At 39.0% G+C, this 19,696-nt stretch carries 20 protein-coding genes; all 20 read left to right on the top strand.

Annotated features, from left to right (window positions below; genetic code table 11):
• The 20 genes from fabG (at position 1) to proQ (ending at position 19,684) form a co-directional block, all read left to right on the top strand.
• Complete coding sequence (gene fabG / locus AC27E9_RS13295) at positions 1 to 735, top strand: 3-oxoacyl-ACP reductase FabG (protein ID WP_487130915.1); 735 nt, start codon at positions 1 to 3, stop codon at positions 733 to 735.
• A 164-nt stretch (positions 736 to 899) separates the two neighbouring features.
• Complete coding sequence (gene acpP / locus AC27E9_RS13300; RefSeq protein WP_077286054.1) at positions 900 to 1,133, top strand: acyl carrier protein; 234 nt, start codon at positions 900 to 902, stop codon at positions 1,131 to 1,133.
• 164 nt (positions 1,134 to 1,297) lie between these two features.
• Positions 1,298 to 2,530 carry a beta-ketoacyl-ACP synthase II gene (gene fabF, locus AC27E9_RS13305; protein ID WP_487130917.1) on the top strand — a complete coding sequence of 411 codons (1,233 nt, stop codon included), beginning with the start codon at positions 1,298 to 1,300 and terminating at the stop codon, positions 2,528 to 2,530.
• Positions 2,531 to 2,683: 153 nt separating this feature from the next.
• The gene (gene pabC / locus AC27E9_RS13310; protein ID WP_487130919.1) at positions 2,684 to 3,499 is read left to right on the top strand and encodes an aminodeoxychorismate lyase; all 816 of its coding nucleotides are present in this window, start codon (positions 2,684 to 2,686) and stop codon (positions 3,497 to 3,499) included.
• Positions 3,492 to 4,556 (top strand): endolytic transglycosylase MltG, encoded by a 1,065-nt coding sequence (gene mltG / locus AC27E9_RS13315; RefSeq protein WP_487130921.1) that lies wholly within the window; start codon positions 3,492 to 3,494, stop codon positions 4,554 to 4,556. Before pabC ends, mltG begins: the two co-directional genes overlap by 8 nt.
• A 31-nt stretch (positions 4,557 to 4,587) precedes the next feature.
• Positions 4,588 to 5,226, top strand: a complete 639-nt coding sequence (gene tmk / locus AC27E9_RS13320) for a dTMP kinase (protein ID WP_487130922.1) — start codon at positions 4,588 to 4,590, stop codon at positions 5,224 to 5,226.
• On the top strand, positions 5,227 to 6,174 hold the full coding sequence (locus AC27E9_RS13325; protein ID WP_487130924.1) for a DNA polymerase III subunit delta': 948 nt from the start codon (positions 5,227 to 5,229) through the stop codon (positions 6,172 to 6,174). It abuts the gene before it with no gap.
• 2 nt (positions 6,175 to 6,176) lie between these two features.
• The gene (locus AC27E9_RS13330; RefSeq protein ID WP_487130926.1) at positions 6,177 to 6,503 is read left to right on the top strand and encodes a PilZ domain-containing protein; all 327 of its coding nucleotides are present in this window, start codon (positions 6,177 to 6,179) and stop codon (positions 6,501 to 6,503) included.
• A 74-nt stretch (positions 6,504 to 6,577) separates the two neighbouring features.
• Entirely contained in the window at positions 6,578 to 7,354 is a 777-nt protein-coding gene (locus tag AC27E9_RS13335; RefSeq protein ID WP_487130928.1) for a TatD family hydrolase, read from the top strand.
• Positions 7,355 to 7,800: 446 nt separating this feature from the next.
• Positions 7,801 to 9,030, top strand: a complete 1,230-nt coding sequence (locus AC27E9_RS13340) for a nucleoside recognition domain-containing protein (protein ID WP_487130930.1) — start codon at positions 7,801 to 7,803, stop codon at positions 9,028 to 9,030.
• Positions 9,031 to 9,345: 315 nt separating this feature from the next.
• Positions 9,346 to 10,026 (top strand): GntR family transcriptional regulator, encoded by a 681-nt coding sequence (locus AC27E9_RS13345; protein WP_487131316.1) that lies wholly within the window; start codon positions 9,346 to 9,348, stop codon positions 10,024 to 10,026.
• A gap of 65 nt (positions 10,027 to 10,091) precedes the next feature.
• Positions 10,092 to 10,997, top strand: a complete 906-nt coding sequence (gene prpB, locus AC27E9_RS13350; RefSeq protein WP_487130932.1) for a methylisocitrate lyase — start codon at positions 10,092 to 10,094, stop codon at positions 10,995 to 10,997.
• 83 nt (positions 10,998 to 11,080) lie between these two features.
• Entirely contained in the window at positions 11,081 to 12,205 is a 1,125-nt protein-coding gene (gene prpC / locus AC27E9_RS13355; protein ID WP_487130934.1) for a bifunctional 2-methylcitrate synthase/citrate synthase, read from the top strand.
• A gap of 183 nt (positions 12,206 to 12,388) precedes the next feature.
• Entirely contained in the window at positions 12,389 to 15,007 is a 2,619-nt protein-coding gene (gene acnD, locus AC27E9_RS13360; protein ID WP_487130936.1) for a Fe/S-dependent 2-methylisocitrate dehydratase AcnD, read from the top strand.
• Between the two features lie 169 nt (positions 15,008 to 15,176).
• A complete protein-coding gene (gene prpF, locus AC27E9_RS13365; RefSeq protein WP_487130937.1) occupies positions 15,177 to 16,355 on the top strand; it encodes a 2-methylaconitate cis-trans isomerase PrpF in 1,179 nt (392 codons plus the stop codon).
• A gap of 225 nt (positions 16,356 to 16,580) precedes the next feature.
• The gene (locus AC27E9_RS13370) at positions 16,581 to 17,270 is read left to right on the top strand and encodes a DUF2057 family protein (RefSeq protein ID WP_487130939.1); all 690 of its coding nucleotides are present in this window, start codon (positions 16,581 to 16,583) and stop codon (positions 17,268 to 17,270) included.
• 20 nt (positions 17,271 to 17,290) lie between these two features.
• Complete coding sequence (locus AC27E9_RS13375; protein WP_487130941.1) at positions 17,291 to 18,079, top strand: SIMPL domain-containing protein; 789 nt, start codon at positions 17,291 to 17,293, stop codon at positions 18,077 to 18,079.
• A gap of 94 nt (positions 18,080 to 18,173) precedes the next feature.
• Positions 18,174 to 18,650: a GAF domain-containing protein gene (locus AC27E9_RS13380; protein WP_487130943.1), complete on the top strand. Its 477-nt coding sequence runs from the start codon at positions 18,174 to 18,176 to the stop codon at positions 18,648 to 18,650.
• A complete protein-coding gene (locus AC27E9_RS13385; protein WP_487130945.1) occupies positions 18,650 to 18,937 on the top strand; it encodes a hypothetical protein in 288 nt (95 codons plus the stop codon). The genes AC27E9_RS13380 and AC27E9_RS13385 overlap by 1 nt, the downstream gene beginning before the upstream one ends.
• Positions 18,938 to 18,958: 21 nt before the next feature.
• The gene (gene proQ / locus AC27E9_RS13390) at positions 18,959 to 19,684 is read left to right on the top strand and encodes an RNA chaperone ProQ (RefSeq protein ID WP_487130947.1); all 726 of its coding nucleotides are present in this window, start codon (positions 18,959 to 18,961) and stop codon (positions 19,682 to 19,684) included.
• Positions 19,685 to 19,696: the final 12 nt, after the last annotated feature.

Here is a 19,696-nt window from a genome sequence, read left to right on the forward strand (position 1 = left end):
ATGTTTTCATTAGAAGGAAAGGTCATATTAGTGACCGGTGCCAGTCGCGGCATAGGTAAAGCAATAGCGTCTCAATTAAAAGCCTTAGGTGGCACAGTAATCGGTACCGCTACATCGGAGCACGGTGCAGCAAATATTAGTGAATATTTAGGTGAAAACTGCGGTTTAGTGCTTAATGTTACTGATGATGATTCAATTAGTGCTATGTTTGATGTGATCAAGAAGAACCATGGTGCCGTTGATATCCTTGTTAATAATGCCGGTATTACTCGTGATAACCTTATGATGCGCATGAAAAATGATGAGTGGGACGATATTATTGATACTAACCTTTCATCAGTGTTTAAGATTAGCAAAGCGGTATTGCGTTCTATGATGAAAAAACGTCATGGTCGTATTATCAACATCGGTTCAGTTGTTGGTACTATGGGGAACGCTGGTCAAGTAAACTATGCTACTGCTAAAGCGGGGTTAATTGGCTTTACTAAGTCATTAGCGCGTGAAGTTGCTTCTCGTGGTATTACAGTAAATACAGTATCGCCAGGTTTTATTGATACCGATATGACACAAACACTTACAGATGAACAAAAAGAAGGCATATTTGCACAAGTTCCTGCTAACCGTTTAGGTAAGCCAGAAGAAATAGCTAATGCTGTAGCCTTTTTAGCATCTGACTCTGCCGCTTATATTACGGGTGAAACCTTACATGTAAATGGTGGAATGTACATGGTTTAACAAGTGTTCGCTTTTGGGCGACTTTGTGTTAAATTCGAATAAATTATAAACAGTCAAGAGGTTAGACCAGCGAGAAAGTAAAATTAGAAGCTTGCATGGTTGGCTTTTGACGAATAAACTACACACAATTTTGAAAAATTGTATTTTCTAGTAAAGGAAAAAAAATGAGTACTATCGAAGAACGCGTAAAAAAAATTACTATTGAGCAACTTGGTGTAAGTGAAGACGAAGTAAAAGTTGAAGCTTCATTTGTAGATGACTTAGGTGCTGACTCTTTAGACACTGTTGAATTAGTAATGGCGTTGGAAGAAGAATTTGATACTGAAATTCCAGATGAAGAAGCTGAGAAAATCACAACAGTTCAAGCAGCAATCGATTACGTTACTGCTAACCAGTAATAACAACGAATGTTGATGATTTCAGGCGGTTTAATTACCGCCTGATTTGTTTTTACCGTTTTAAAATATTTAAAAGCAGGTTATTGCTTAAGTTAAATTAAGCGATAAGTTAGCAAAAATAAAACAACCGCTATTATTCTACTCTATCGGAGGCAGCACATCTCATGAGACGCGTTGTAGTTACCGGTCTTGGCATGCTTAGCCCACTAGGCAACAGCCCTGAATCAACCTGGCAAAATTTATTACTTGGCAAAAGTGGTATTTCAGATATTACGCATTTTGATACTGAACAGTATCCAACGCGATTTGCTGGTTTAGTTAAAGATTTTGATGCTCAAGACTATATGGCTCGTAAAGAAGCCAAAAAAATGGATCTGTTTATTCAATATGGCGTAGCCGCTGGTGTACAAGCGGTTAAGGATTCCGGCTTAGAAATTACAGATGAAAATGCGCAACGTATAGGTGTTGCCGTAGGTTCAGGCATAGGTGGTTTAGGTCTTATTGAAGAAAACCATGCCAAGTTATTAAAAAGTGGTCCTCGCAAGTTATCACCATTTTTTGTTCCTTCTACCATTATCAATATGATTGCTGGGCATTTATCAATTATGTTTGGCATGAAAGGTCCTAATATCTCAATAGTTACGGCTTGTACTAGTGGTGTTCATAATATTGGCCATGCAGCGCGTATGATTGCTTATGGCGACGCCGATGCTATGGTAGCTGGTGGTGCGGAAAAAGCTTCGACTACCTTAGGTATGGGCGGCTTTGGCGCTGCACGAGCACTTTCAACACGCAATGATGCACCTCAACAAGCTTCTCGACCTTGGGACAAAGATCGTGATGGTTTTGTGCTAGGTGATGGTGCTGGTGTACTGGTGTTGGAAGAATATGAACACGCTAAAGCGCGTAGTGCAAAAATTTATGCCGAGCTTTCAGGCTTTGGTATGAGTGGTGATGCTTATCATATGACATCACCTCCAGCTGATGGTGCGGGCGCGGCATTAGCAATGAAAAATGCTATTAACGATGCTAAAGTTGATATTGCTAAAATTGGTTATATTAACGCACATGGTACATCGACACCGGCAGGAGATATTGCTGAAACAAATGCTGTGAAGTCGGTTTTTGGTGATCATGCTAAAAATGTTATGGTCGGCTCGACTAAATCAATGACCGGTCATTTATTAGGCGCAGCTGGCTCCGTTGAAGCTATCTTTAGTATTCAGGCATTAGCCAATGGTGCAGTTCCACCAACCATCAATTTAGATAACCCTGATGAAGGCTGTGATTTAGATTACATAGCTCATACGGCCCGTGATGCAGATTTAGAGTACGTGCTGTGTAATTCATTCGGTTTTGGTGGCACTAACGGCTCGCTGATCTTTAAAAAGGTGTAGTTGTTTAGTTCTAGTATGAAATAAACACTGAAGCTGTTTAATCTTTTGTATTTTAAGCCTGATTACTTTTTTAAGTATTCAGGCTTTTTTTATTCTTGCAAACAATTATTTAACATATAATGCTAAGCAAATAACTTTGTTTGAATGGTTCAAATGTTTTATTGCAGTGTAAATGGGCAAAACAAAAACGAGCTAGCGATAAATGATCGTGGTCTGTCATACGGCGATGGTGTGTTTACGACAGCGAAAGTCGTTAACGGGAAAATATGTCAATTAAATGCACATATGCAACGATTAAAAGTAAGCTGCGAAAAACTCAAATTAGCTGTACCTGATATTAACGCAATTGAACAGGAACTGACTACTGCCGCCCGTCAATACGCTCGAGCGGTAGCTAAAGTTATCATCACCGCGGGGCAAGGTGGCCGCGGGTATTCACGTCAAGGCATTGCCAATAATAATGTGATTATTAGTTTTTCAAGCTTTCCTCAGCATTACCTTGATTGGCAGCAAGATGGTATAACGATGGGGATTAGCGAATATCAATTAGGGATAAACTCTCATCTTGCAGGCATTAAGCATCTGAACCGCCTTGAACAGGTGTTGATTCGTCATGAATTAGATGCTCGGGCTGAAGATGATATATTAGTGACTAATTGTAATGGCATCGTTGTTGGGGGCAGTAGCGCTAATGTTTTTTGGCTTAAAAATAATGTTTGGTATACACCAAAACTTGTTGATTCAGGTGTTAAAGGGTTAAAGCGCCAGCAAATTATAAGTAAATTAGCTCATTTGTATCAATTTGAAGAGCGACAAGCCACCTTAGACGAGCTTGATGACATTCAAGCTATGATAATCACAAATTGTGTTATGGATGTGATACCTGTGCATACTTTTAATAATATATCGTTATCTATTGAAGCGAGTAAAGTGCTAGCTATAGCGTTGAATACGGTAAGTCATGAATAAAAAAATACTATTAAGCGCGATTGGATTATTACTATTAGCTACTGGCTACCTGGTTGTTAATACCCATTATCAAGCTAACCAAGCTATTAATTTAACAAAAACGCAGTTATTAACGGTTGAAGAAGGGAGTTCTTTTCACCAATTTTCACGTTCGTTAGTGAAAAAGGGCTGGTTGGATAATCGTTTTTGGCTAAGAAGCTATGTCCGTATTTATCCTGAATTAGCAAAAATAAAGGCGGGCACTTATCAGGTGACTGCCAATATTAGTATGCATGATTTATTGGTGCAGGTTGTTGCTGGTAAAGAGCATCAATTTAGTATTACTTTTGTTGAAGGAACTTCTATTAAGCAGTGGATTGCGTTATTGGCAAAAACGGAAAATATTAAACATGAAATACCTGCCGTGCTTAGTGAGGAAGTGGCAAACGAGTTTTCGGTGTCTTACGTCACAAATGCAGAAAAAATGACTGCATTAGCGCAGCTGGCTCAACAATTTAAAATAGAAAATGGCAACCCTGAAGGCTACTTTTATCCCGATACTTATGCCTTTTCATTAGGTGATTCAGATATCGATATTCTTAAACGTGCATATAACAAAATGTTGATAGAGTTGGATAAACGCTGGCAAAGCCGAGATATTAATTTACCGTATAAAACCAAGCATGAAGCGTTAACCATGGCGTCGATTATCGAAAAAGAAAGTGGTCGCTATGCCGAGCATGAAATTATCTCTTCTGTTTTTATCAATCGCATTCATAAAAAAATGCGCTTACAAACCGATCCAACGGTTATATATGGTTTAGGTGAAAATTATTTTGGTGATATTAAATTTAGCCATCTAAGAGCGAAAACACCGTATAATACGAGAAAAATAAAAGCGCTACCGCCAACTCCTATCGCAATGCCCGGTAAAAATGCCTTAGATGCTGCGTTTTCACCGGCATCGACAAATTATTTATATTTTGTCAGCAATGGTGCAGGGGAGCATGTTTTTTCCACCAATTTGGCGGATCATAATCGTGCAGTGGCGCAGTATCAGCTTAAGAAAAAGAAATAATTAACTATTGGAATTTTGGAATAATATAAGCATGAATAAAGGTCGATTTATTGTTGTTGAGGGGATAGAAGGCGCAGGAAAGTCTTCAGCAATTAGTGTTATTGAAGCCGTAATGGAAAAACATAACATTCCTTATATCAAAACGCGTGAGCCAGGTGGCACGCCTTTAGCAGAATCATTACGTGATATAGTAAAATCAGCGAATCATGGTGAAGTGCTTACGCAAGAAACTGAATTATTGCTTATGTATGCAAGTCGCAGTCAACTGCTTGCTAATAGAATTTTGCCGGCATTAGAGCAAGGTACATGGGTTATTGGCGACCGCCATGATCTTTCTTCACGCGCTTATCAAGGCGGTGGGCGACAGTTTGATGACCAGGTAATGAATGCGATAGCTGATGTCACGCTAAAAGGTTTTACACCAGATTTAATTGTTTATTTAGATATCGCACCTGAACTTGGTTTAGGCCGAGCGCAAGCGCGAGGCGAGCTCGACCGAATTGAATTAGAAAAAATTGAATTTTTCGAGCGCGTGAGAAATAAATACCAAAGTTTGGCTGCTGCTTCCACAAGTACAGACACTATTGATGCTAGCCAAACGATGGCGTTAGTGCACCAAGATGTGGCAAACTCAATCGAAAAATTTATTGCAAAGCAGCAAGGTCGATAAATGCAAACTTGGCTACAAGGTATTCAGCAACAATTATCCAGACAAATACAAGAAAACAAGCTGCCTCACGGTTTGCTGCTTTCAGGTGTTAAAGGTGCCGGTTATGAAGAAGTCTCATTATGGATAGTCAAGGTCTTGTTATGTCAAAACTATTCCACTGATAGTCAGAAAATACTGCAACCGTGCGGAAGCTGTAAAACCTGTATGCTATTTGCCAGTGACAGTTATCCAGATCACATTACATTAGAAACTGACAAAGCGACTATAGGTGTTGACGATGTACGAACTCTTAGTCGTTTTTTTGAGAAAACCGCCCATATCGGTGCAGCAAAAACAGTATTAGTAAAGCGCGCCGATACGATGACGATTTCAGCTGCAAATGCTTTATTAAAAACCCTAGAAGAGCCAACCGCGAATAGCTTTATTATTCTCACTACCGACAGTGCCGATACCTTATTACCAACAATTATTAGCCGCTGCCAACAGTTTGAAATAAGACCGCCCGTTGGAGAACAATTGTTAGTAGCATGTGCAAGCAATAATAATACAATGGCAGGTAAAGACTTATTTGCTAATCTTAGCCATTATAATGAGTTAACGAATAACGACACAGCGCAGGATTTCGAAATATTTCGTGAGAATATCATGCAATACCTATGTTATCATCAACAAAGGTCCGCTGTATTAAGCGTACTTGTAAATGATAGCAATGGTATGCGTTGGTTTGAGAAAATTATTGTTGATTTAATGCGTAGCCACTGGCATTGGCAAGTTAATGAGTCAGCACAAGGCCAGCATGATTTAGACAACGAAACTTTGTGGCAGGTTTATCGTTTAATACAAGCTGCTAACATTAAGCTAAAAACGCTAATCCAAGTTAATCAACAATTTATTAGTGAAAAGCTATTAGTTAATATCGCCAATATAGTGCATAAAGCAGAGGGATGATTTTGGAAAACATTACGCTTGAATTTATATCCGACCGTGACTTATACCAATCATATATGCCGTTTATGAAAAATGGTGGTTTGTTTGTTCGTACAACACAACATTTTGATTTAGCTACGGATATTAAACTGATTGTTACATTACCTGACTCGCTAGAGTCTTCAGAAATTATTGGCAAAGTCTCATGGGTAACACCTATTGGTGTGCAAAATGGTACGCCAGCGGGTATTGGTGTTAGTTTTATTGAAGATCCTGATAATATCCGAAATCAAATAGATAAAGCTATCGGTCGTTTGTTAAACTCCTCTGAGCCAACACTAACAATGTAAACTTCGTTGTATTTAAAGATATTAACGAAATCGTAGTAAAGAATTTAGTTAGCACTTTCGTGCGGAGTAACCTTGTGTTTATAGATTCCCATTGTCATTTAGATCGACTAAAGCTCGAAGAATTTGATAATAATTTAGATAATGTCGTTGATGCGGCAACAAAAAATAATGTTGATACTTTACTATGTGTTAGTGTCACACTTGAAGAATTTCCATCGATGGCAGAAAAAACGGCTAAATATGATCATGTTTGGCTAACGTGTGGTACCCACCCACTTAATCAAGATGATAAAATCGATCCTGCACTATTGCAACAGTTAGCAACGAATCCTCGTGTAGTTGCTATTGGTGAAACAGGGTTAGATTATTTTTATGCCCCCGAAACTAAGCAAGTTCAGTTAGATTCGTTTCGCAAGCATGTACGTGTTGCCAACGAATTAAACAAACCTTTAATTATTCACACACGCGATGCGCAAGATGACACTCTAGCAATTTTACGTGAAGAAAAAGCAGCTAATGTCGGTGGTATTTTACATTGTTTTACTGAAAGCTGGGAGATGGCAGAACAAGCTATTGAGCTGGGTTTTTATATCTCTTTTTCCGGTATTGTTACTTTTAAAAATGCTAGCGCATTAAGAGAAGTGGCGAAAAAAGTACCAGCAGATAGGTTTTTAATTGAAACAGATGCGCCTTATTTAGCACCTGTACCACATCGTGGTAAGCAAAATCAGCCGGCATATGTTGTAGAAGTGGCAAAGCATCTTGCCAGCATTCGTGGTACTTCGGTTGCCGAAATTGCCCAGCAATCAACTGAAAATTTCCATCGTTTGTTTCCAAGCACTAAAAAATAATAATGACCATAAAAATAGCCCAAAATCACTGCTGATTTTGGGCTCAGGGGATGGCTCAAAAGGAGATGAGCCTGCGCTAATAAACTGTCAAATCAAATTAACGATAACCGTTAAAATCTCAACTACTTTTTAAAACTGACTCTATTTAATTACAATAGAGATAATATTGCGAGCAACAGGTTGATAACTTACCTGTAGAATTAAGTGTAGTGTATAGTGCTTTAAATGCAAAATTATTTTCAAAGGCTTTAGTTGTATGATTATTAAGGTTTTATTTGTTATTCAATGTTGGTGGTGACGGCTGAGTGTTAATGATTTATTAAGTGTTTGTGTACCGCTTTCCCATAGCTTGTGCACAGGTTTATCACAGTGTTGTGTTCGGGTTTCTGGGCATTAACCATTTTCTATGTCATGATAATTTCATAATAAAAAATAAGAGAATAATTTTGTTAAATCGTATTTGGAGTGGCTTTTTCTTTGTTGCTTTTATTTCTGCTCTCATCCAATGGTGGTTTTTCGATCAAGCGTTAATTTTTGAGCAAATTGTCAATGCTATTTTTAATATGTCGAAAGTAACCGTTGATATTGCCATTGGCTTAATTGGGATACTCAGTTTTTGGTTAGGCATGATGAAAATTGCTGAGCATGCCGGTATTATCGACAAGCTTGCACAATTTATTTCACCTTTATTTACGCGATTAATGCCTGGGGTACCCAAAGGCCATCCTGCGATAGGCTCAATGACTATGAACCTATCAGCTAACTTTCTCGGTTTAGATAATGCTGCGACACCATTAGGTTTAAAAGCGATGCAAGATTTGCAATCGCTTAATAACAATAAAAATACCGCGACCAATGCCCAAATATTATTTTTAGTTCTAAATACCTCTTCCGTTACTTTATTTCCAATTACTGTTTTTGTTTATCGTGCGCAACAAGGAGCGGTAAATCCAACTGATGTATTCGTGCCTATTTTATTAGCGACGACAGCGTCTACGTTAGCAGGCTTATTTGCGGTAGCGTTTGTACAAAAAATTAAACTGTATCAACAAACCATAGTGCTTTACCTTTCTGCTGGTATAGCAATTATTGGTGGTGTAGCGGCATATTTTGCCACTCTTAGCGCTGATTTATTAGCGCAACAATCATCGCTTATGGGCAACTTACTTATCTTTTCAACTTTAATTTGCTTTATCTTCTTTGCTTTAAAACGGCAAGTGAATGTTTATGACAGCTTTATAGAAGGAGCGAAACAGGGTTTTGAAACAAGTATTAAGCTGATCCCTTACTTGCTGGCAATGCTCTGCGCGATTGGCGTTTTTAGAGCGAGTGGCGCGTTAGACTTAATAGTAGAGGCGATCAGAGCGTTTGTGACATTTTTTAATGCTGATACGCGTTTTGTTGATGCCTTGCCTACAGCATTTATGAATCCATTAAGTGGCTCTGGCGCTAGAGCTATGATGATTGAAACTATGAATACCCATGGCGCTGACTCGTTTGCTGGTAGGCTAGCATCAATTGTGCAAGGTTCAACGGAAACCACTTTTTATGTTTTAGCGGTTTATTTTGGCTCTGTAGGTATTCGTTATAGTCGCCATGCCTTAGCATGCGGTTTAATTGCAGATTTTGCTGGCATTAGTGCCGCTATTGGTGTCTGTTACTGGTTCTTCGGTTGATAGCTTAGAACTTACCTTAAGTAGATCACTAAGCGTTATACTACTTGTTTATATTGTCGACACTTTTCGAGGGCATAGATTTATATTTCTGTGCTTTTTATCGATATAGTTTTCCGCTCTCTCTCTTACTGAGTCCAAATATAACGGCTAACGCTAGACGCTGTGTGATTATTTGGCATTTTCACTAGTTACTTAATAGGTGTTGGTCTAGACTAATGTCTAACATGTATTGTCGACAATATTTGGTTTTCTACATTGACTAATAGCAATATGTCGCTATTATTAGCATCACTGAATTTAAAAGTGTCGACAATAATGGCTTTAGATAATCCCACATCACAAACGGCAGTAACAACGGCAGATAAAGTATTTGATCAAATGCTCCATGCCATTGTCGATGGCAGCATTAAAGCGGGTAGTAAAATCAGTGAACCTGAATTGGCAAAAAGTTATCAAATTAGTCGTTCGACTTTACGAGAAGCATTAAACCGATTAGAAAAATGTCATTTAATCGAACGAAAGCCAAATGTAGGCTCTCGTGTCGTTGAATGCTCCACTGAAGGTTTATTAGAAATTTATATCGTCAGAGAAGCACTTGAAGGTATGGCATGTCGTCAAGCGGCAATTCATATGACAGATAGTGAAATTGCTGATATGAAAACTATGCTGGCTAAACATGCGAGCGCTAAAGCGTTACGTGATGGAGTTTCTTATTATCAAGAAGAGGGTGACTTAGATTTTCACTATAAAGTGATATTAGGTAGTCATAATCAGCAATTGATCAATATTTTATGCGGCCAGTTGTATCACCTTGTTCGCATGTATCGTTGCCAATTTGGTATGAATAGTCCACGAGCGACCAAGGCGTTTGATGAGCATTCTCGTATTATTGAAGCGATTGCCGACCGTGATGGCGAACTGGCAGAAATGCTAATGCGCAGACACATTGCAGCGTCACGAAAAAATATAGAAAACAAAATTAATCAACAACGTTAACGCAGTAATATAGCAAAAGCGTTAAATAGAATTATTACAACATTAATACTTAAAAGGACAATGCTATGTCTATATCACAAGCAGTAAGTACATTATCTCCAGGTGCTAAGTTTCGCCAAGCACTTACTAAAAACAAACCTCTTCAGGTCGTTGGTACTATCAATGCCTATTGCGCCATGATGGCAGAGCAACTTGGTCACCAAGCAATCTACTTATCAGGTGGTGGGGTTGCTAATGCGTCCTACGGTTTACCTGATTTAGGAATGACCTCATTAAATGATGTTATTGCCGATGTTCAACGTATAACAGCAGCGTCTAGTTTACCTTTATTAGTTGATATCGACACAGGCTGGGGCGGCGCATTTAATATCGCCAAAACAATTCGTGATATGGAAAAAGCCGGTGCTGCTGCGGTTCATTTAGAAGATCAAGTGGCGCAAAAACGTTGTGGTCATCGCCCAAATAAAGAGATTGTTTCAACTGAAGAAATGGTTGACCGTATTAAAGCGGCTGTTGATGCTCGCACAGATAAAGACTTTTTTATCATGGCACGTACTGATGCTTTTGCTCAGGAAGGGCTAGAAGCTGCACTTGAGCGTGCTAAAACTTATGTTGCCGCAGGTGCTGATGGCATTTTTGCTGAAGCAGTAAAAACGGAAGAGCATTACCGTGCTTTTACTCAAGCACTAGATGTACCTGTATTAGCTAATATTACTGAGTTTGGCCAAACAGAGTTGTGGAATAAAGAGCAGCTAGGTGAATGGGGCTGTGCCATGGTGCTTTATCCGTTATCAGCTTTTCGTGCCATGAACAAAGCGGCCGAATCGGTTTATAAAACCCTGTTAGCTGACGGCGACCAAAAAGCTGAAATCGATAATATGCAAACGCGCATGGACCTTTATGATTACTTAGGCTATCACGACTATGAGCAAAAACTTGATGCTTTATTTTCTGAAGGCAAAAACAAGTAAATTGAAAAACCAGTAACAAATAAAATTATAATTTATATTTTGGTAGTGAGATAAATGCCACCAAAGGAATAGAGGAAAGAATGATGACAGATAAGAAACTATCAGGCGCAGGCTTACGTGGACAAAGTGCTGGTGAAACAGCGTTATGTACAGTTGGAAAATCAGGCAGTGGCTTAACCTATTGTGGTTATGATGTTGCAGATTTAGCTGATAACGCAACATTTGAAGAGGTGGCTTACTTACTTTTTAACGGCGAATTACCGAATGAAGCTCAATTAGCCGGTTACAAAGCTGAGTTAATGACAATGCGTGATTTACCTCAGTCATTAAAAGAAGTCTTACAGCGTATACCAGCAAGTGCTCACCCAATGGACGTGATGAGAACTGGTTGTTCTTTTCTAGGTAACCTTGAACCAGAAAATGATTTTTCTGAGCAAAGAAAAGCTGCTAATCGTTTACTTGCCGCATTCCCAGCAATTATGTGTTATTGGTATAAATTCAGCCATGAAAATGTTGAAATTGACTGTGTAACTGACGAAGATTCATTAGGTGGCCATTTCTTACGATTATTAAATGGTACTACGCCATCAGAGCAACATCGTCGTGTAATGGACGTATCATTAATCTTATATGCTGAGCATGAATTTAATGCATCAACATTTACTGCACGTGTTTGTGCTTCAACACTTTCTGACATGTTTTCTTGTGTAACAGGTGCTATTGGTACATTACGTGGGCCATTACATGGCGGTGCTAATGAAGCAGCAATGGACATGATTGAAAAGTTCAACTCACCAGCTGACGCCAAAGAGCAAATGGCTGGTATGTTAGAGCGCAAAGAGAAAATTATGGGCTTTGGTCATGCGATTTACCGTACCTCAGATCCTCGTAATGTCATTATCAAAGCTTGGTCAGAAAAGTTGGCGGCCGAAAATGGCAATACTTCACTTTACGATATTTCAGTGGCGTGTGAAGAATTTATGTGGGACACCAAAAAATTATTCTGTAACGCCGATTTTTTCCATGCTTCAACATATAACTATATGGGCATTCCAACAAAACTCTTCACGCCAATATTCGTATGCTCACGATTAACTGGCTGGGCAGCTCATGTAATGGAGCAAAGAGCCAACAACCGTATTATTCGCCCATCGGCCGATTACACGGGTGCTGAGCCACGTAAGGTTATTGCGATCTCAGAAAGATAGTTTGACTGGTTATTTTTTACTATTTCATCGTTAGAATATTCTCGTAAAGAACATACTATGTGTTGAACATTCTGCCTTGAATTAGCAAAAAACTCCTTCGTCATTAACTAGATTATCTTAGTAGAGGGGTACATTAAGTGAATAGCTTTTCTGTACTCCTTTTTCTAGAAAGTGGAACAAATTATGAATTACGATTACCGCAAACCGTTACCAGGTTATAAAATAAATGGTGCCCCGATAGACTTTTTTGATACCCGTGAAGCCATTGAAGCAATAACACCTGGGGCCTATAAAAAACTACCTTATACTTCTCGTGTTCTTGCCGAACAACTTGTACGTAAATGTGACCCTGCGACATTAACAGACTCTTTAAAACAAATTATTGATAGTAAGCAAGACTTAGATTTTCCTTGGTATCCTGCGCGTGTTGTTTGTCATGATATTCTTGGTCAGACGGCTTTGGTTGATTTAGCTGGTTTACGTGATGCAATTGCTGAGCAAGGTGGTGACCCTGCGAAAGTAAACCCTGTGGTTCCTACACAACTGATTGTTGATCACTCGCTTGCGGTTGAACATGGTGGTTTTGACCCTGACGCTTTTGATAAAAATCGCGCTGTCGAAGATCACCGAAATGAAGACAGGTTTCACTTTATTGAGTGGACCAAAACTGCTTTTAAAAATGTTGATGTGATTCCGGCAGGTAATGGCATCATGCATCAAATTAACTTAGAGAAAATGTCGCCTGTTATTCAGTCAAGAGACGGGGTTGCGTTCCCTGATACTTGTGTCGGTACTGACTCTCATACCCCGCACGTTGATGCTTTAGGCGTAATTGCCATAGGTGTCGGCGGCTTAGAAGCTGAAACCGTTATGCTAGGCAGACCATCTATGATGCGTTTACCGAATATTATTGGTGTAAAACTTACCGGAAAGCGCCAACCGGGCATAACAGCAACCGATATCGTTTTAGCAATTACAGAGTTTTTACGTAATGAAAAAGTTGTTTCTAGCTACTTAGAGTTTTTCGGTGAAGGTACTGTTAATTTAACAATTGGGGATAGGGCTACTATATCGAATATGACACCTGAATATGGTGCTTCAGCAGGTATGTTTTACATTGACCAACAAACCATTGATTATTTGAAGCTAACAGGACGTGACCCTGAGCAAGTTGAGCTAGTTGAAACTTATGCAAAACATACGGGTTTATGGGCTGATGATTTAGTCGAAGCTGAGTATGCCCGTGTTATTGAGTTTGACTTATCAACCGTTGGCCGAAATATGGCGGGGCCATCTAACCCACATCGTCGTTTAGCTACTGCGGATTTAGCATCTAAAGGCATAGCTAAAGAATTAGATAGCTGTAAAGCACAAGAACAATCTGGTGAAATGCCAGATGGCGCAGTGATCATCGCTGCAATCACCAGTTGTACCAACACGTCAAATCCTCGCAATGTTGTTGCTGCAGGTCTAGTGGCTAAGAAAGCGAATGAACTTGGTTTGGTACGTAAGCCTTGGGTTAAGTCTTCTTTTGCGCCAGGCTCTAAAGTTGCGAAGTTATATCTTGAAGAAGCAGGGCTATTACCCGAAATGGAAAAACTTGGCTTTGGTATTGTCGGTTATGCATGTACTACCTGTAACGGTATGTCAGGTGCACTTGACCCGAAAGTACAACAAGAAGTGATTGAGCGCGATTTATACTCAACAGCAGTACTTTCTGGTAACCGTAACTTTGATGGCCGTATTCACCCTTACGCCAAACAAGCGTTTTTAGCTTCACCTCCGTTAGTTGTTGCTTATGCTATCGCTGGCACTATGCGCTTTGATATCGAACAAGATATTTTAGGGCAAGATCAACACGGTAATAACATTACCTTAAAAGATATTTGGCCATCAGATGAAGAAATTGACACCATAGTTAATAACAGTGTTAAGCCTGAGCAATTTAAGAAGATTTATACACCTATGTTTGACTTAGGTGCATTTGAACCAGCAGAAAGTCCATTGTATGACTGGCGTGAAATGAGCACCTATATTCGCCGCCCACCATACTGGGAAGGGGCACTAGCGGGCGAACGTACCATGAAAGGTATGCGTCCATTAGCTGTGTTGGGTGATAATATCACAACCGATCATTTATCACCGTCAAATGCCATTTTACTCGATAGTGCTGCAGGTGCTTATTTAGATAAAATGGGCTTACCCGAAAAAGACTTTAACTCTTATGCAACGCATCGTGGTGACCATTTAACTACACAACGCGCAACATTTGCTAACCCTAAATTGTTTAATGAAATGTGCCGCGATGAGAACGGTGAAGTTAAACAAGGCTCACTTGCTCGTGTTGAACCTGAAGGTACCGTAACGCGCATGTGGGAAGCTATTGAAACTTACATGTCACGTAAACAGCCATTAATTATTATTGCTGGTGCTGATTATGGTCAAGGCTCTTCACGTGATTGGGCCGCAAAAGGCGTGCGTTTAGCTGGTGTTGAAGTGATTGTTGCTGAAGGCTTTGAACGTATTCACCGTACGAACCTAGTTGGTATGGGCGTGTTACCACTTGAGTTTACTAATGGTGAAAGCCGTCATACCTACAATATTGATGGAACAGAGTCTTTTGATGTTGTCGGTGAAAGAACGCCAGGCGCAATATTAACTTTAATCATTAATCGTAAGAATGGTGAGCAAGTAGAAGTACCTGTTAAATGTCGTTTAGATACCGCAGAGGAAATCTCAGTTTATGCTGCCGGCGGTGTATTGCAACGTTTTGCTCAAGACTTTTTAAAGTCGAATGCGTAAATGCACATTAGCTCAATTATCTAGGATGAAAATAACTTTAGCGCTTTCATCGAATATAAGCGCTAAAGCTAGCTTTTGATCAGAGATTGATATGCATGATAAAGCAGCAAAAGAGCAATCTAATGCTGTTTTTTATTTTATGCATTAATAAATAATTAAGGAGATTTAAATGTCTTTCCCTCCGCAAGCAAGAATTGTCGCAACGTATATGCGTGGTGGCACATCAAAAGGTGTTTTTTTTAATTTGAGCGATTTGCCTGAGCGTTGTCAAACGCCTGGTGAAGCCCGTGATAAATTGTTGTTACGAGTTATTGGTAGCCCTGATCCTTACGGTAAACAAACGGACGGTATGGGCGGAGCAACGTCAAGTACCAGTAAAACCGTGATTTTGGCCAAAAGTGAACAAGCTGACCATGATGTTGATTACTTATTTGGTCAAGTTGCTATTGATAAAGCATTTGTTGATTGGAGTGGTAATTGTGGAAATTTGACCGCCGCTGTTGGCTCTTTTGCGATAAATTCTGGCTTGGTCGACAACAGTCGTATTCCCGAAAATGGTGTTTGTACTGTTCGTATTTGGCAAAAAAATATTGCTAAAACCATTATTGCGCAAGTACCTATTATTAATGGTCAGGTACAAGAAACCGGTGACTTTGAACTCGATGGTGTTACTTTTCCGGCAGCAGAGGTTCCTGTTGAATTTATTGCCCCTGTCGACCCATCTGAAGCTATGTTTCCCACTGGTAATGTTGTCGATGATTTAGAGGTACCAGAAATTGGTACTTTTAAAGCAACGATGATCACCGCCGGTATTCCTACGATATTCTTGAATGCTGAAGATATTGGTTATACCGGTACAGAGTTACAAGAAGCAATAAATAGCGATGAAAAAGCCTTAAAACGTTTTGAAACAATTCGTGCTTATGGCGCGAAAAAAATGGGCTTAATTGCTGACATTTCCGAAGCGGCGGCACGTCAACATACACCAAAAGTCGCCTTCGTAACATCAGCAAAAGATTATATTACCTCTAGCGGAAAAGCTGTTTTAGCCAGCGATATTGACCTGCATGTACGTGCACTCTCTATGGGTAAATTGCATCATGCGATGATGGGCACTGCTGCGGTTGCAATTGGCACGGCAGCGGCGATTCCCGGTACCTTAGTTAATCTAGCTGCTGGCGGTGGCAACCGTGAATCAGTCGTCTTTGGTCATCCTTCCGGTACACTTAAAGTCGGTGCGCAAGCAACATACCTTGAAGGGCGTTGGACGGTAGATAAAGCGATTATGAGTCGAAGTGCAAGAGTTTTAATGGAAGGTTGGGTGCGCATTCCTAGCGATAGCTTCTAACACGCCCTAGTTACTTTAAACAATTAATAATGCGAACAACTGACTAAAGTGTTCGCATTTTTTTTAAGTTACTAATAGTAAAATTATTAAGAGAAAACCAATGAACTAATATATAGTGAGCTTTAGGTATACTAATTACTATTATTCTGATAAATCGAGTAACAGGGGTTGGTAAACTAAATTAATTTAGTAAAAGTTTATATTAATTCAATTTTAAGGCTTGTTATGCGCACTGTATTGTTTTCTCTCGTATTTCTCTTTTCATTAACCGTTAAAGCGAGTGTCGTTAGCTTTCCAGAAAATCTAATAGTTGAAAGTATTAATGGTATTGAACAATCAGGCCATTTTTTTGCACAGGAAACAAGGATTGAATTAGCAGCGGGTAATCATGTTTTAGTTTTAAAGTACCAAGACTTATTTGATGGCGATGACGATCATACCAAAGTGAGGTCGAAACCTTTTGTGGTGCTTTTTACTTTAACGTCAGTTCAAGCCAAAGAGAACATTACGGCAAGTACCCCAAGCCTAGATGAGCTAAGCGATGCCAAACGATTTGCTAAAAATCCGAAAATTAATTTGGTTAATGCAAGTGGCAAGCAAATAAGTGCAATTAATCAATCATTGCTGTCTTTTAATGCGGCAAATAAGTTTCAACAATTATCAAATGTTAATCAAGCTAAAGACGCTCATTCGGCTAATTCAGCCTCAAAGCATACAATAATTGCCAATACCGATGGCTCAACGAGATTAAAGACTGCTGTAGCGACGCCAACGTTGTCGAATATTGCGTGTAAAGAAAATGATTCACGATTAGAGCAGCTTAAATGTTTGTGGAATTTAAGTAGTCAAAGTGAACAAGAAGCGTTTGTTTACTTTGTTTTAGCTCAGCAACAGGCGGCATTAAATACTAAGTAATAAATTAGTAGAGGTAATACATGCGTTACTATGTTTTATTATTAATAGTCTTGAGTTGTCAGTCTTTCGCTGATAAGTCTACTATAAACCATGCTATTAGTGGCTATGAACGCACTATTGAAGTTTTTGGTTTTGGTCAATTTGAGGTAAAAGCACCAAATTACAATTTGACTGTTATTATCAGTCAACAGGGTACAAGCGCGATAAAAACTTCACAGAGTGTCGAACATAAGTTAGCGCTTATAGAGAATTTCGTTGAAAATAATGCCAAAGATATAAAGTTTAATTCCAGCGGCCCAATAGAGCTTAAAGTTATTTACCCTTTACAAAATAATGCTATTGAGCAGATTGATGTTTTTAGCCGCTTACCTAATAAATTACCAGCAAAAATTAATACCAAAGTTAACAAGGTTCAAAACCTCACGGTTAATACTAACGTATCAGCAAATCAACGTATTTTAGTGACAGTAACGGATGTGATCGCCTATCAACGCTTTTTAGATTATTTATTTAAAATAGGTGTCAATGAGATATTGGCGAACGAACTCTCAATGTTAGCGCACCAACAGCTTTATCAGCAGGCACTTGATAATGCGCTGTCAGATGCAAAGGTAAAAGCAAACAAAATTGCTAAAAGTTTAGGTGTTTCTGTGACAAATGTCGTTAGCGTGCAAGAAATAATTGCAGATAATCAAGCTGAAAAATCATTAGCATTTGATAGTGAAAATTTACATGTTAATAATAAACAAAATGGCCGCCGGATACTAAATGCACAAGTTAAAGTGATATTTGCCATAAAACCACAATAAATTGACGATATAATTGCTAATTACTGTCAATAGCGCTTTAATTTATCCTGCTATCAAGGTATGTTATGCGTTTTTATCTTCGGCAGCATTATTAATGAATAAAAATACCTTTTATCAAGAATTATACTCTCAGGTTGAGGCATTAATCAGTGATGAGTCTGATGTAATTGCCAATATGGCAAATGTCAGCGCCTTATTATTTGAGCAATTAAGTGAAGTTAATTGGGTAGGCTTTTATCGAATGGTTAATAATGAACTGGTACTTGGGCCATTTCAGGGCAAAGTAGCGTGTATTCGTATTCCTGTTGGCCGTGGCGTTTGTGGAACAGCCGCGGGTGATAATAAAACTCAACGTATTGATGATGTACATGCGTTTGAGGGACATATTGCTTGTGACGCCACAAGTAATGCAGAACTTGTTATTCCTGTTACTTTGAATGAAAAAGTTATTGCGGTGTTAGATATTGATAGTACGGTATTTAATCGCTTTGACAGCGAAGACCAAGCCGGATTAGAAAAAATAATTAGTTTATTTGAAAATACCATGATCAAACATGGCGTGATAAACTAATGAAAGAGTTTATTGTTATTCATGATTATTTGGTCTCGGAAGCCGTAGTTGGAGACTGGGACGGTCAAGAAGAAGTTGTCGCTGAGCGTATTAACGAAATTTATCATACCGTTTACGACTTAGCTGAAGAAGATATTGCACCGGAAGTTTTAGAGCAGTTGCTAGCTTTGGTGTGGGATACGTGGATAGGGCAAGAAGCCTTAGCCGAAATTGAAAGTGAAGATATTTATGATTGGTGCCGCCATGTGCTGGAAAACCGAGAACAGTATCTTTCAGAACAGAGTTAAAAATTTTTAAAAGTTGTATTTATGGAATCTAAAACAGAAAGTGAAGTAAAAGTAGCGACAGACACAGCGGCTGAGTCAACTGAGAATGTTGAAGTTAAACGTATTAGCACAAAAGAAATTATCGCTTATTTAGCAGAGAAATTTCCTGCATGTTTTTCGACAGAAGGTCACGCAAAACCACTTAAAATTGGTATCTTTCAAGATCTAGCTGAGAAACTTGTTGACGATGAAAAGGTGAGTAAAACACGTTTACGTCAAGCACTTAGACATTACACAAGCAGTTGGCGTTACTTGAAAGCGATTAAAGTTGGCAGCTTTCGTGTAGATATTGATGGCAAAGATGCAGCAGAAATCGATCAAGAGCAAGCCGACTACGCAAGTAAAACGCTAAAAGAGAGCCAAGAAAAGTTTGGTAACAAAAATAGCAAAGATAAAGTTGCGAAAAAACCATATAAAGGCAATGCTAATAAGGGAACTAAGTCTGTTAAGAAAGACTCTACAGATAATAATAACCGCAAAGAAAAGTTTAATGCCGTTAAGTCAACTAAACGATCAGCACCTAAAGCTGCTGTTAAACTTAAGCCGGTAGAAACAAGTAACGTTGTTGTTGGTAAGCATATCAAAGTGCAACTAGGGCAATCATCGATGGACGCGGTAATTACTGAAGTTTCAGGTAATGATGTGAGCGTGCAGTTGAATTCAGGTATGGTTGTTAAAACACAAGTTAAAAATATATTTACTGAATAAATTTGGAGTATG

Source organism: Colwellia meonggei (assembly GCF_057537295.1).

Excerpts from the sequence above, each read along its gene's own strand:
- proQ (WP_487130947.1), top strand. The coding sequence starts at position 18,959 with ATGGAATCTAAAACAGAAAGTGAAGTAAAAGTAGCGACAGACACAGCG.
- AC27E9_RS13380 (WP_487130943.1), top strand. The coding sequence starts at position 18,174 with ATGAATAAAAATACCTTTTATCAAGAATTATACTCTCAGGTTGAGGCA.
- fabF (WP_487130917.1), top strand. The coding sequence starts at position 1,298 with ATGAGACGCGTTGTAGTTACCGGTCTTGGCATGCTTAGCCCACTAGGC.
- AC27E9_RS13325 (WP_487130924.1), top strand. The coding sequence starts at position 5,227 with ATGCAAACTTGGCTACAAGGTATTCAGCAACAATTATCCAGACAAATA.
- AC27E9_RS13370 (WP_487130939.1), top strand. The coding sequence starts at position 16,581 with ATGCGCACTGTATTGTTTTCTCTCGTATTTCTCTTTTCATTAACCGTT.
- AC27E9_RS13375 (WP_487130941.1), top strand. The coding sequence starts at position 17,291 with ATGCGTTACTATGTTTTATTATTAATAGTCTTGAGTTGTCAGTCTTTC.
- pabC (WP_487130919.1), top strand. The coding sequence starts at position 2,684 with ATGTTTTATTGCAGTGTAAATGGGCAAAACAAAAACGAGCTAGCGATA.
- tmk (WP_487130922.1), top strand. The coding sequence starts at position 4,588 with ATGAATAAAGGTCGATTTATTGTTGTTGAGGGGATAGAAGGCGCAGGA.
- mltG (WP_487130921.1), top strand. The coding sequence starts at position 3,492 with ATGAATAAAAAAATACTATTAAGCGCGATTGGATTATTACTATTAGCT.
- acnD (WP_487130936.1), top strand. The coding sequence starts at position 12,389 with ATGAATTACGATTACCGCAAACCGTTACCAGGTTATAAAATAAATGGT.
- prpB (WP_487130932.1), top strand. The coding sequence starts at position 10,092 with ATGTCTATATCACAAGCAGTAAGTACATTATCTCCAGGTGCTAAGTTT.
- AC27E9_RS13385 (WP_487130945.1), top strand. The coding sequence starts at position 18,650 with ATGAAAGAGTTTATTGTTATTCATGATTATTTGGTCTCGGAAGCCGTA.
- prpF (WP_487130937.1), top strand. The coding sequence starts at position 15,177 with ATGTCTTTCCCTCCGCAAGCAAGAATTGTCGCAACGTATATGCGTGGT.
- fabG (WP_487130915.1), top strand. The coding sequence starts at position 1 with ATGTTTTCATTAGAAGGAAAGGTCATATTAGTGACCGGTGCCAGTCGC.
- acpP (WP_077286054.1), top strand. The coding sequence starts at position 900 with ATGAGTACTATCGAAGAACGCGTAAAAAAAATTACTATTGAGCAACTT.
- prpC (WP_487130934.1), top strand. The coding sequence starts at position 11,081 with ATGACAGATAAGAAACTATCAGGCGCAGGCTTACGTGGACAAAGTGCT.
- AC27E9_RS13345 (WP_487131316.1), top strand. The coding sequence starts at position 9,346 with ATGGCTTTAGATAATCCCACATCACAAACGGCAGTAACAACGGCAGAT.